Annotated in this window: 13 protein-coding genes; 5 read left to right on the top strand and 8 right to left on the bottom strand. The window is 39.4% G+C overall.

Features of this window, described 5'->3' with window-relative positions; all coding sequences use genetic code 11:
* Positions 1–36: 36 nt before the first annotated feature.
* The 5 genes from ACY45D_RS03055 to secF all read left to right on the top strand — a co-directional run bounded on the left by ACY45D_RS03055 (position 37) and on the right by secF (position 5,289).
* Positions 37–453 carry a hypothetical protein gene (locus ACY45D_RS03055; RefSeq protein ID WP_463108384.1) on the top strand — a complete coding sequence of 139 codons (417 nt, stop codon included), beginning with the start codon at positions 37–39 and terminating at the stop codon, positions 451–453.
* A gap of 308 nt (positions 454–761) precedes the next feature.
* Entirely contained in the window at positions 762–1,892 is a 1,131-nt protein-coding gene (tgt, locus tag ACY45D_RS03050) for a tRNA guanosine(34) transglycosylase Tgt (RefSeq protein WP_010112666.1), read from the top strand.
* 133 nt (positions 1,893–2,025) lie between these two features.
* Positions 2,026–2,355 (top strand): preprotein translocase subunit YajC, encoded by a 330-nt coding sequence (gene yajC / locus ACY45D_RS03045; protein WP_463108383.1) that lies wholly within the window; start codon positions 2,026–2,028, stop codon positions 2,353–2,355.
* Positions 2,356–2,407: 52 nt separating this feature from the next.
* Positions 2,408–4,309 (top strand): protein translocase subunit SecD, encoded by a 1,902-nt coding sequence (gene secD, locus ACY45D_RS03040; protein WP_463108382.1) that lies wholly within the window; start codon positions 2,408–2,410, stop codon positions 4,307–4,309.
* Positions 4,310–4,317: 8 nt separating this feature from the next.
* Entirely contained in the window at positions 4,318–5,289 is a 972-nt protein-coding gene (secF, locus tag ACY45D_RS03035) for a protein translocase subunit SecF (RefSeq protein WP_463108381.1), read from the top strand.
* A 300-nt stretch (positions 5,290–5,589) separates the two neighbouring features.
* Here secF and ACY45D_RS03030 read toward each other — a convergent pair whose 3' ends face one another.
* The 8 genes from ACY45D_RS03030 to ACY45D_RS02995 form a co-directional block, all read right to left on the bottom strand.
* Positions 5,590–6,243 carry a 4'-phosphopantetheinyl transferase family protein gene (locus ACY45D_RS03030; RefSeq protein ID WP_463108380.1) on the bottom strand — a complete coding sequence of 218 codons (654 nt, stop codon included), beginning with the start codon at positions 6,241–6,243 and terminating at the stop codon, positions 5,590–5,592.
* A gap of 31 nt (positions 6,244–6,274) precedes the next feature.
* Positions 6,275–6,661, bottom strand: a complete 387-nt coding sequence (locus tag ACY45D_RS03025; protein ID WP_463109413.1) for an excinuclease — start codon at positions 6,659–6,661, stop codon at positions 6,275–6,277.
* A 69-nt stretch (positions 6,662–6,730) separates the two neighbouring features.
* On the bottom strand, positions 6,731–7,957 hold the full coding sequence (locus ACY45D_RS03020) for a beta-ketoacyl-ACP synthase (RefSeq protein WP_463108379.1): 1,227 nt from the start codon (positions 7,955–7,957) through the stop codon (positions 6,731–6,733).
* Positions 7,954–8,679, bottom strand: coding sequence for a 3-ketoacyl-ACP reductase FabG2 (locus ACY45D_RS03015; protein ID WP_463108378.1), 726 nt, complete (start codon positions 8,677–8,679; stop codon positions 7,954–7,956). The genes ACY45D_RS03020 and ACY45D_RS03015 overlap by 4 nt, the downstream gene beginning before the upstream one ends.
* Before the next feature lie 30 nt (positions 8,680–8,709).
* Positions 8,710–9,135 carry an ApeP family dehydratase gene (locus tag ACY45D_RS03010; RefSeq protein WP_463108377.1) on the bottom strand — a complete coding sequence of 142 codons (426 nt, stop codon included), beginning with the start codon at positions 9,133–9,135 and terminating at the stop codon, positions 8,710–8,712.
* A complete protein-coding gene (locus ACY45D_RS03005) occupies positions 9,132–10,331 on the bottom strand; it encodes a beta-ketoacyl-[acyl-carrier-protein] synthase family protein (RefSeq protein WP_463108376.1) in 1,200 nt (399 codons plus the stop codon). The genes ACY45D_RS03010 and ACY45D_RS03005 overlap by 4 nt, the downstream gene beginning before the upstream one ends.
* Before the next feature lie 8 nt (positions 10,332–10,339).
* On the bottom strand, positions 10,340–10,897 hold the full coding sequence (locus ACY45D_RS03000) for a DUF3261 domain-containing protein (RefSeq protein ID WP_463108375.1): 558 nt from the start codon (positions 10,895–10,897) through the stop codon (positions 10,340–10,342).
* The gene (locus ACY45D_RS02995) at positions 10,897–12,195 is read right to left on the bottom strand and encodes an NAD(P)/FAD-dependent oxidoreductase (protein ID WP_463108374.1); all 1,299 of its coding nucleotides are present in this window, start codon (positions 12,193–12,195) and stop codon (positions 10,897–10,899) included. The genes ACY45D_RS03000 and ACY45D_RS02995 overlap by 1 nt, the downstream gene beginning before the upstream one ends.
* Positions 12,196–12,203: the final 8 nt, after the last annotated feature.

Genomic DNA, 12,203 nt, shown 5'->3' with positions numbered 1-12,203 from the left:
TTACAACAAAACAATCTAAAGATTGGGGAATATTCAATGTTAAAAAAACTATTTATGATGTTATGCCTATGCTTCCTCTGGCAAGCGCCAGCTCAAGCCAAGGGTTTACTGGTGTTTAATACTGGGGATGAAATGTTTAAAGTGGGTGCATTTCCACAACAAGTTTTAAGCCAATATGAAGAACTTAAAGACTTGAATGCTGGGTATAAATGTAGTCATTTTGGTATTCTATGGGCAGATGTCAAAACTTGGGACTGTACACTCGTCGGAATGACCGATGCAGAACCAGATACCTTTTACGAGTTACCTGCAGATGTTGTGACGACATTGAGCACAAACCCTGAGTATCAAGAAAATAAAATGCAACGTAACTTTTGGAATCATTATGGAATTTTCATCATGATTTTATTGGTTGTTGGTTTTATTGTGATTGGACGTTTCTCTAAAAAATAGAATTAAACCAATGAATACAAAACTTATCTAAAAAATAAAATCATAAATAAAGTGAGCAATGGCTTGCTTTATTTGTTTTTAAATATAGCAAAGTAAACGGGTTCATTTACATGATCTTTTCAAGCTTGAAGGATAATAACTTTGCGTTCAATCCATCAAAATTAAAGCATACCGTCCAAGCCTAGTTTTAGAAATTTAAACAGAATCAAAAACAACATGACTGGTATTCGACCACAAAATCAGGGAAAATAGCCTCCTTTTGCTATTATCAATCAGCGGACTGTTTTTCCGCCAGATTTAGGTCATTTATGAAGTTTGAAAAATTAGGTCAGTCGGGGCGTGCCCGTCGTGGTCGTTTAACTTTAGAACATGGTGTGATTGAAACACCTGTTTTCATGCCTGTAGGTACTTACGGTACTGTTAAAGGGATGCTTCCTCGCGATATTGAAGATATCAAAGCACAAATTATTTTAGGTAATACCTTTCATCTTTATTTAAGACCCGGTTTAGATGTTATTCGTGAACATGGTGGCTTACATGAGTTTATGAAATGGGGCAAACCAATTCTCACCGATTCTGGTGGTTTCCAAGTCTTTAGTTTAGGCGCAATGCGTAAAATCAAAGAAGAAGGTGTAACCTTCCGCTCACCGATTGATGGCTCAAAAGTTTTCTTATCGCCTGAAATTTCAATGGATATTCAACATACATTGAACTCAGATATCGTGATGATTTTTGATGAATGTACGCCTTATCCTGCAACTCACGAAGAAGCTCAAAAATCATTGCAGCTTTCTTTACGCTGGGCTAAGCGCTGTAAAACGCAACATCACGATGTATTGAAAAATAGAAATGCCCTGTTTGGAATCATTCAAGGCGGTATGTATGAAGACCTGCGTGAAGAGTCTTTAAATGGCTTAAAAGAAATTGATTTTGATGGTTTTGCGATTGGTGGTTTATCCGTCGGTGAACCTAAAGAAGAAATGATCAAAGTTTTAGATTATCTTCCTGCAAAAATGCCTGAAGATAAACCGCGTTATTTAATGGGTGTAGGTAAGCCAGAAGATATCGTTGAAGCGATTCGTCGTGGTGTCGATATGTTCGACTGTGTCATGCCAACTCGCAATGCACGAAATGGACATTACTTTGTCACAGATGGCTTAGTCCGTATTCGTAACAGTCAATATCGCCATGACCAACGTCCATTAGACCCACACTGTGATTGTTATACCTGTACTAACTTTACCCGTGCTTATTTATTCCACTTAGAAAAATGTGGAGAAATGCTCGCTTCAATGTTAGGTACAATCCATAACTTACGCTATTACCAACGTTTTACCCAAGATATTCGTGATGCATTAGACAATGGAACTTTCGATGAGTACGTTGCAGATTTCTATCAACGTCGTGGTTTAGAAGTTCCGCCTTGTCCTGAGAACTAATGCCCCAATATAAATCTGCATTGAAGATTCATTCAACAGTATTTGCGCTGAACTCCAAGACAAGGTAAATTGCTGAACAAGTCAATTTAAAAGTCATGAAAATGACAAAATTTTTTAACTTTAGGAAACTGAAATGAGCTTATTTATTTCTTCTGCTCACGCTGCTGCAGCTCCCGCTCAGGGGCCAGGTATGATGGCAAACTTATTGATGATTGCAGTATTTGTCGCAATTTTCTATTTTCTCATTTGGCGTCCTCAAGCAAAACGTGCAAAAGAACACCGTACTTTAATCGAAAGCTTAGGTGTAGGTAGCGAAGTTGTATTTGCTGGCGGCTTAATGGGTCGTATCACCAAAATTGATGGTGACTTTGCAGTAGTTGAATTAAGCAAAGGAAATGAAGTAAAAGTTCAACGTGCAAGTGTCATTTCAGTACTTCCTGAAGGCACATTAAATAACCTTTAATCATAAAACGGTCGTGCATGAGCACGACTTTTTCATTTTAAGAAGAAAGCGAATGCGTTACCCTGCATGGAAATATATATTGATCCTAGTTGTACTTGTGATCAGTACATTATACGCACTGCCAAGTCTGTATCCTGACGAGCCTGCTGTTCAAATTTCTGGCGCCAAGGCAGGTACCACGATTGATCAGACTGTGATACAGAAAGCAGAGCAAATTTTAAAAAGCGAAAATATTAGCAGTCATGATAATACTTTCACCAACAACGCTGCTCTTCTACGCTTAAGTACGTCTGAAGCACAGTTAAAAGCCAAAGATGCGTTGAGCAAAGGCTTAGGTGAAAACTATACGGTTGCACTAAACCTCGCGCCAACGACACCTGAGTGGTTGCAAAAAATTGGTGCTAAACCAATGAAGCTTGGTTTGGACTTACGTGGCGGTGTTCATTTCCTACTTGAAGTAGATATGGATAAAGCAATTGCACAGCGTATGGAAACATCTGCATCTGATTTACGTCGTGAATTCCGTGAAAATAAAGTCAAGTTCAACAGCTTAACTTTAAATAACAACACAATTACGATTCAGTTTGCAAATAATGATGACCGCGCTGCTGTCATGGACTTTTTACGTCGTGAAGGTAATAAATATAACCAACAAGCTTTAGCAACTGAATCAGGTTCTACGCTAAAACTGACCTATAACGATACAACTAAACAAGAAATCCAGTCTTATGCACTGAATCAAAACTTAACGACTTTACGTAATCGTATTAACGAACTTGGTGTTGCTGAAGCATTGGTACAAAGCCAAGGTAGCAACCGTATTGTGGTTGAGCTTCCAGGTGTACAAGATACTGCTGAAGCAAAACGTGTTTTAGGTCGTACAGCGAACTTAGAATTCCGTTTGGTTTCTGATTTGAATGATCAATATATTGACCGTTTTACAGGTAAATATAATGGCCAGCCATTACCTCCAGGCACTGAAGTTTTTGCTTATGAGTCTCTGGACAGTGGTAAAGAGCTTTTATTAAATCGTAACCGTATCTTAACAGGTGAACGTGTTCAAAATGCATCGAGTGGCTTTAGCCAAGATACAGGTGGCTCTGAAGTAAACATTACTCTAGACACCGCGGGCGGTAAGTTATTGTCTGATGCAACACGTAATGCTGTTGGTAAACGTATGGCTGTACTGTTTATTGAAAATAAACAGAAAATTACGTCTGTTGCAGATCCTGTAACAGGTGTGATGACGGAAGTTCGTACGCCTTATACTGAATCTGTAGTGATCAACGCTGCAACGATTCAAGCGGTATTAGGTTCTTCATTCCGTATTACAGGCTTAGACTCTCCACAAGAATCAGCAGAACTTGCATTGATGCTCCGTGCAGGTGCTTTGGCTGCGCCAATGTACTTCGTAGAAGAACGTGTTGTAGGCCCGAGTCTTGGTCAAGAAAATATTGATAAAGGTGTAACCTCTACAATTGTAGGTTTCCTCCTTGTTGCACTGTGGATGGTAATATTCTTCCGTCTATTTGGTTTAATTGCAGATTTTGCATTGGTCGTAAACTTGGCCATGTTATTGACCATCATGTCGTGGATTGGCGCATCGCTTACCCTTCCGGGTATTGCTGGTATTGTCATCACCATTGGTATGGCTGTCGATGCCAACGTATTGATTTGTGAACGAATACGAGAAGAAATGCGCTGGGGTGCTTCACCGAAACAGGCCATTATTGCGGGTTATGATCGAGCATATAACACCATTCTCGACTCAAACTTAACCACTTTCTTGGTTGCGTTTATCTTGTTTGCTATTGGGACAGGCCCAATCAAAGGCTTTGCTGTCACATTGATGATTGGTATTGTTTGTTCGATGTTTACCTCAATTACAGTAACACGTGCAATTATCCAATTGATCTATGGCAAAAAACGTAACTTGAATAAGTTGAGCATATAAGGAGATCTATGATGACTGATGTGACTCAAGCGAAAAAGAAATACGGGCGCCCAGATGATGAGCACGTAATTAACTTTATGAAGATTGCCAAACCAGCGGCAATCATCTCTATCATCCTCACGATTGCTAGTCTTTTCTTTATTGTCACCAAAGGACTAAACCTTGGTTTAGACTTTACTGGTGGTGTTTCAGCAGAATTGAATTATCAATCTGCAGCAAAACCTGCTGAAGTGATAGCGACTTTAGATAAAGCTGGCTTTAAAGATGCTGTTGTACAAACCTTGGGAAGTAATAAAGATCTCATCGTGCGTATGCCACCACAAGACGTCAATGTTGAAGATTTAAGCAATTCGTTAACTAAAGCGGTTCAATTACCAAATAACCCTGCTGTCGTGCATAAAGTGGACTCAGTCGGTGGTCAAGTGGGTAACGAGCTGTATTTACGTTCTGCGGGTGCTGTAGCACTAGCTATGCTACTGATGTTGATCTATGTCACCATCCGCTTTGAGTTTAAACTCGCAGTGGGCGCAGTGCTTTCATTACTACATGACGTCATCGTGACCATTGGTATCTTTGCAATGATGCAATGGCCATTTGACTTAACTGTTTTAGCAGCAGTCTTGGCATTAATCGGTTTCTCATTGAACGATAACATCGTTGTATCGGATCGTATTCGTGAGAACTTCCGTAAGATTCGTGGTGCATCACCACTCGAAATCGTCAACATTGCTTTGACCGAAACCTTAAAACGTACCATTCATACGTCTATGACACTCTTGCTGGTTGTACTTGCAATGATGTTCTTGGGTGGCGATGGTCTACATTGGTTCTCTGTTGCAATGTTTATTGGTGTATTTGTCGGTACGTATTCTTCGATTTATATCGGGACTGCATTTGCATTATGGCGTGGTCTAAACCGTCAAGACTTTATTGTACAAGTTAAACCTGAATTTGAAGATGAAGAGCATATTCCTCATTAATTCTCAGTTTTAGGTTAAAAATAGCTCATCTTTGGATGTAATGCTAGTTAAGTATTTTTAATCCTCCCCCTTGCGGAGCATGCTCCTCACCTTTGAAAAAGGAGGGAGTATCTTGGATTCAATACCGCATTGAATTCACGAGTATTCCCCTCTTTTGTAAAGAGGGGTTAGGGGAGATTTATCATCGGTAATAATAAAATTACGCTTAACTAATCGACATTACATCTTCTGATGGGCTTTTTTACGCTTTGAAAGTTTTTAAGTGTTAACAACAATCTTTGAATTTATTTTTATGCATCATCAATGCTGAATAATCTGTATATTTGGAAACGCAAAACCTTTACACGACAAAGCTGTGCGCCAAGACACAGTCAGCATCACATGACCTAAATTAAAGTTTTGATATGCAAAACTACCCAATTGCGGATGGGTACAGATCCCCCCATCGTTTATAGGATGCGCATGCGTATTTAATTCATTCAAACTTAATCGAATTCCCAAACCTGATGCTTTTAATACTGCCTCTTTGGTCGTCCAAACTTTAAACCAAAACGCTGAATCAAAATCTAAATCCTGCCAAGTTTGTAATTCTTCTGGATGAAAAGCATGTTTGGCCAAGGCTTCAAAACGAACGACTCGATCTAAATCTTCCACATCAATACCAACATCCTGCACTCGTAGACTATTGGCAAGTGCATAATGTTTTTGACTATGGGAATGGTTAAAAACAACTTGAGAATAATCAATTAAATACGGTTTGCCATATTCAGTTTTGACAATCGATTGATCATTAATTTCAATTTGAAGTAAGTCTGATAAAATTTGATTACGATATTGATAAATTTGATTTTTTTTATATTGATTATAACTAGGAAAATCTTTGAATTGATCTCGATCTAGTCCGAGTAACTGAGCCAATGCAATCAAATGTATTTGAATTTCATTCTGTTTCATTGACCCAATTACCTTAACATCTATGCCGTCATTAGAACTTTACAATATCGCCTTTCAATGCAACACCTGCAATTGCAGTTCCTTTTGCACAATCATACGTTGTCGTGCTGCGTGTTTCATTCGATTTGTAAAAGCTGACAACATTGGTCACAGCATTTGCACCACGCGTTTTCGCTGTATTTTGGAATTGAATAAGTGCTGAACGCAAAACACGATCACAAGAAGATTCAGCAGATTTAGCAAAACCATTGGTCTTTTTATTGGTCACTAAACCTTTTTCAATGACTTTACCACCAGATTTAGTTCCAGCTAAATAAAACTTCACTGAACCATCTAAAAAACCATCGGCAACAGCACGATTAACTGCTTCTTGAAAGTTAAATTGATGAATTGTATCAGCTGCATGTACAGAAGCCATTCCACTGGTAGTTAAAGCGAAAGCAATGGCGATTTTTTTAATAGATTGAATAGACATGTTATACCCTCGTTAGTGATCTAATTTTTTAAAAATAATCGAAGTATTAATTCCTCCAAAAGCGAAATTATTACTCATTAAAATTTTGGCATTTATTTCTCGATTTTGTCCCACAATATAATCCAAATCACCACATAATGGGTCAATATTTTCTAAATTTAATGTGGGAACAAATTGTTGCCGACGCATCATTTCAATACTCAACCAAGCTTCAATCGCACCACATGCACCTAAGGTATGACCAAAATAACTTTTCAGTGAGCTAATCGGTTTGTAACCTAAAATACGTGCGGTCGCTTGGGTTTCTGCAATATCACCTTGATCTGTCGATGTTCCATGCGCATTGACATAATCAATCTGTTCAGCTGAGATTTGTGCATCTTTTAGCGCTAAAGCCATGCAACGCCCCATCATTTCTGAGTCTGGACGAGTTACATGCTGTCCATCGGTATTGCTGCCATAGCCGATGATTTCTGCATATATTTTTGCACCACGCTTTTTGGCATGTTCATATTCTTCTAAAATTAAACAACTTGCGCCTTCACCAACAACCAATCCATCTCGGTCACGGTCAAAAGGACGAGGAGAGCGTTCTGGATGATCATTCATACCACTGGTTGCCAGTAATACATCGAATACTGCGGCACTTGCGGCACTGAGCTCTTCTGCTCCGCCTGCAAACATGACGGTCTGCTTACCATACTTAATCGCTTCATAAGCCTGACCAATCGCCATTGAACCAGAGGTACATGCACTCGATGTGGGTAATGTCAGTCCTTTTAAGCCAAAGTAAACCGTCATATTGACCGCACTGGTATGCGACATCATACGGATATAAGTCGTCGCATTGATTTTGCTCATGTTATTTTCCAATAACATTGAACCAAACTCAGCAACGGCGTTTACGCTTCCTGCTGAAGAACCAAAGGCAACCCCAGTTTCACTACTTTGTAAAATAGGATCGTTTAATAAGTTGGCATCAACTAAGGCTTTTTCAGCACTAATCACTGACATTAAAGCAACACGTCCCATGCCTCGCGTAACTTTACGATTAAAATGTTTAGGAATTTCAAAATGTTCAACTGGACCCGCTATTTTACAACGTAAATCAGCAAAGACTTCCCAATCAGGCATATAGCGAATACCATTTTTTGCTGCTGTAATTTGCTCAAAAATAGTATCTGCTGTTTCACCTAATGAAGTGATCCCAGCCATTCCAGTTACAACAACACGCTTCATATCAATCCCCCATTCACCGAAATCACTTGGCGGGTGATATAACTTGCATCATCGCTACATAAAAATTTAACCACTTTTGCGACTTCATCCACTTGCCCCATGCGTTGCATCGGGATCATTTTTAAAGCATGTTCCTGAACTTCGTCACTGACCATTTCAGTTTCAATTAAACCAGGTGCAACACAATTGACGGTAATTTTTCTTTTGGCTAACTCTAACGCTAACGCTTTGGTTGCACCAATCAATCCTGCCTTGGCTGCACTATAGTTCACTTGCCCACGATTTCCCATCACACCAGATACCGAAGACATGGTCACAATACGGCCACCTTGTTTTAGGCGAATCATTGGCATCACCAATGGTTTTAATACATTATAAAAACCATCTAAAGATGTAGAAATAACTTCATCCCAATCATTGTCAGTTAAAGCGGGAAATGCAGCATCATGCGTTAAGCCTGCATTTAATACCACAGCATAAAAAGCACCGTGTTGTGCAATATCTTGTTCTAATAAATGTCGTACTTGTTCTCGTTCAGTGACATCAAATAAAAGTGTATGACTCTTGCGACCCAAGGCTTTAATTTCAGCAACCACCTGTTCTGCTTCTATTTTTTTTGAACGTGCATGTACAGTAACATCAAAACCTGCTTCTGCCAGCTGTAATGCTATCGCTTTTCCAATACCACGGCTCGACCCTGTTACTAAAACTCTTCTTGTCACACTTTCATCCTAATCTTTATAAACCTGCTGTTATTCTTCAGGTTCATACACGCTCAACATTGCCGAGATTGTATGGTTTTGATAATAAATTTCACAGGCAAATTGTCCCAATCCTTCGTGTAAATACTGCTTTTCTGCTCGAATCGTAACGGTTTCACCCATTTTAAAAAATGGAATGGGTAAGTGCAATTTGCGTGTTCCTAAAAGAAAACCAATTTTAGGCTGTTGTCCTAGCTTTACACCTTGAGAACCCGCATACAAACTAACCGTTTGTGCCATCAATTCAATACTCGACCAAGTCGGTAAACCTTGTTCTTCACAAAACATCAACTCTGGGCGAATCAATAATTCGGCTATAGCAAAGTTATCGCCTATTTCTACAACACGATCAATAAAAACCATCGGTTTTTCATGCGGAATAAAATCAATCGCATTTAAACTTTTAGACGAATTCATTTTAACTGTGTTCCAAAAATTAAGCTGATATTACTGCCACCAAATGCAAATGAATTGGACATAACATATTGAATTGGTTGATCCAAACGTGGATGGCGTACGTAGTTCGACCCAGTCAATTCACTATCCACAACAACCTGTTGATGCAATGGCAACCAATTTTGATCTTTTAAAATTTGGTTACAAATCATTGCTTCAATCGCCCCCGCAGCACCTAAACAATGCCCTGTTTTATGTTTAGTACTACTCAACGGCACAGCATAATTTTGAAAGGCTGTATGTACCGCTTTAATTTCCATCGCATCGTTTTGTGGCGTCGCCGTACCATGTAAATTCAAATAACCAATCTCTGATGCACTCAAATTTGCCATGTCCAAAGCCGCTTGCATTGCTCTCGCAGCACCATCCCCCTCAGGATGAGGTGCAGAAATATGCCATGCATCCATCGACTCACCTGCTGACATTAACATGACAGGTGCAACTTCTTTGGATAATAAGAATAAAGCTGCTGCTTCACCAATATTAATCCCATCTCGATCTTGTCCACACGGCTGACAAATACCATCAGATAAACTTTCTAGGCTATTAAAACCATTGAGCGTTAATTTACACAAGGTATCAACACCACCGACCAATACTGCATCAGCAAGCCCTGCATTAATTAAACGTTGCCCTGCTGCAAATGCTTTAGCACTAGAAGAACATGCCGTAGAAATGGTATATGCCACCCCTTCCCAGCCCAAATAAACTTGTAAAGCTTTGGCTAAGCATCCCATTTCTTGTTTTTTTTGTTTGATTTGTATGGTGCTATCACCTTGAAAGTGAAGTTTTAATTCGGGTTCATTATCTGCAATACCTGATGTTGAGGTTCCCATCACAATAGCAAGACGTTTATTTTCAAACTGAGCAACATAACGCTGAATATCAGTTTCAATGTGCTGCAATGCTGTCAGTGCAAAACGTAAATTACGTGTTTCAAACATGTTTAAAGGTGCAGGAACCTGTTGAATCAATTCAGCAGAATAAGCCCCCACCCAAACATCTTTTTCGGGAATAAATACGCGACTCAAACTTAAAGTATTTTCAATATTGGTCAGGGTTTGTTTTAATTGCGTTGAGGTGGAACCCAAAGCAGACAATCCAACACTATACTGAATGCCTACTGCTGGATTTTTTTGATCGATAATTTCAGGCATTTTGGCAACTACTCATTATTTTCCAAAGTATTTGGCACTTCACTAAACACCATTTGATATGGCACTTGCACATTATCCAATTCAATATGATCTTGCGTATGTCGAATTGTTAACACCTTATTTTGATGAATCAAAATGTTCTGTATCGTGGTTGAATGGTCTTGTTGCTTAGACTCTACTTGAACATCTTGAGGTGGGTGATTGATAAAATTTGGGTAGGTTGCAAACAAGATATCACGCACTAAAAAATCAAAAGGCAACAGCTTCATTTGATCAATACGCTGTTCTACCTTCACGTTCTGCCCATCAAAACCTAATTTAAAAAGCTGTTGCCCTGTTAAACTCAAAGCCAATAAATCTAAATTCTGCGCTTGCTGTTGTTGATATAACAAAAAACTAAAACTGTGTGATTTCCATTGCACTTCAACCAAATCTTGACGCTGATAATGCTGTGTAATCCACTGAGAATGTGCCAAACCCTGTGCTTTAGGACGTATTTGCTGACATGCCGTTAAAGGCAAAATCAACACTATCGCCAAAGCACAATGTTTCCATTTATTCGACATTATTCAATTCCAATCGAAGCAATCTGTGACTGCTCTTCACGACAATATTCAGCCAAAGTACTTAAACGCTGTTTCGGATTTTTATGAATTGGATTGGTATTATCCCAAGCATAGCCTGCCAATAATGATGCGATCATGCGGCGAATTTTGTCGTTTTGATTCTTGGAGAATACAACATCTTGAAACTCACCTTCATACCATGACTCAACATATGCTCGAAATACTTTAATTCCCGCTCTTAACGGTTTTTCATACGCTTGCATCCAGTCAACAGTCTCGCCCTCTAAAACACGTTCAAGTAAAGGCACAACCAAGCTTGAGGATTTTAAAGCAATCGTCACACCCGAAGAAAAAACAGGGTCTAAAAACTCACCCGCATTACCCAACAACGCATAATTGCGGTCTGCGAGGTGTTTAACATTGGCAGAGTACCCCACCAAGGTTCTTACCGCTGTATCAAACCTTTTATTGCGCAATACCTGAGACAAGGCTGGATCATCTGCAAGAATACGTTCAAATGTTGCCTGTAAAGTTTCTGCGCTTGTATCATCAAACTGATAATTCTCAAAGAAATCCTGTTCAGCAACAATCCCAAACGATGAACGACCGTCTGCAAACGGAATCAACCAATACCATGCACGTGGGTCTTTTTCATGTACCGTAATTAAAATTTTCTCACGGTCAAACTCAGGATCATCCAATATCCCATCTTCTATATGCGTGAATATCGCACGGCGCACAGGGAAGTCTGATGGGCTTTCTAAGTCTAAAAATTTCGGCAAAATCCGTCCAAACCCACTGGCATCCAGTAAAAATTTACCCTGAATTTGATACTGTTCGCCTTGTTCATCTTTCACAGTAAGGATTGGATTTTGAGTTTCAACATCAACAGCCGTGACTTCATGCCCAAAGCGAATTTCAGCCCCATACTGTTCAGCTTGCTGGGCTAAAAGCTGGTCAAAATTAGCGCGACGTACTTGCCATGTGGTACCTGGGCCATCGGTAAACTTCTCAGTAAAATCATAAAAGCTACGCTGTTGCCCTTTTAAAAAAGCAGCACCATTTTTAAACTGGAATGCATATTCATCGACATGATTTTTAACGTTTTCTAATAAACCCGCTTCTTCTAAAAACACCATCGACTGTGGCAATAAAGATTCGCCGATTGAAAAGCGTGGAAAATATTGTTTTTCAATAATGGTTACTGCATAGCCTTTTTTGCGTAATAGTGCGGCTGCCGAACTACCTGATGGCCCTGCACCAATAATTAGTACATCTGTTTGCTGAATTAAACTCATTATTCTCT

The organism is Acinetobacter sp. BZX-2 (assembly GCF_055179795.1).
Note: the sequence above shows the minus strand (reverse complement) of the source record. Positions and strands in the feature narration are given on the sequence as shown.

Coding starts and splice junctions, on each gene's coding strand:
- ACY45D_RS02995 (WP_463108374.1), bottom strand. CDS start 12,195: ATGAGTTTAATTCAGCAAACAGATGTACTAATTATTGGTGCAGGGCCA.
- yajC (WP_463108383.1), top strand. CDS start 2,026: ATGAGCTTATTTATTTCTTCTGCTCACGCTGCTGCAGCTCCCGCTCAG.
- tgt (WP_010112666.1), top strand. CDS start 762: ATGAAGTTTGAAAAATTAGGTCAGTCGGGGCGTGCCCGTCGTGGTCGT.
- ACY45D_RS03010 (WP_463108377.1), bottom strand. CDS start 9,135: ATGAATTCGTCTAAAAGTTTAAATGCGATTGATTTTATTCCGCATGAA.
- ACY45D_RS03055 (WP_463108384.1), top strand. CDS start 37: ATGTTAAAAAAACTATTTATGATGTTATGCCTATGCTTCCTCTGGCAA.
- ACY45D_RS03030 (WP_463108380.1), bottom strand. CDS start 6,243: ATGAAACAGAATGAAATTCAAATACATTTGATTGCATTGGCTCAGTTA.
- ACY45D_RS03005 (WP_463108376.1), bottom strand. CDS start 10,331: ATGCCTGAAATTATCGATCAAAAAAATCCAGCAGTAGGCATTCAGTAT.
- ACY45D_RS03025 (WP_463109413.1), bottom strand. CDS start 6,661: ATGGCTTCTGTACATGCAGCTGATACAATTCATCAATTTAACTTTCAA.
- secF (WP_463108381.1), top strand. CDS start 4,318: ATGATGACTGATGTGACTCAAGCGAAAAAGAAATACGGGCGCCCAGAT.
- ACY45D_RS03020 (WP_463108379.1), bottom strand. CDS start 7,957: ATGAAGCGTGTTGTTGTAACTGGAATGGCTGGGATCACTTCATTAGGT.
- ACY45D_RS03000 (WP_463108375.1), bottom strand. CDS start 10,897: ATGTCGAATAAATGGAAACATTGTGCTTTGGCGATAGTGTTGATTTTG.
- secD (WP_463108382.1), top strand. CDS start 2,408: ATGCGTTACCCTGCATGGAAATATATATTGATCCTAGTTGTACTTGTG.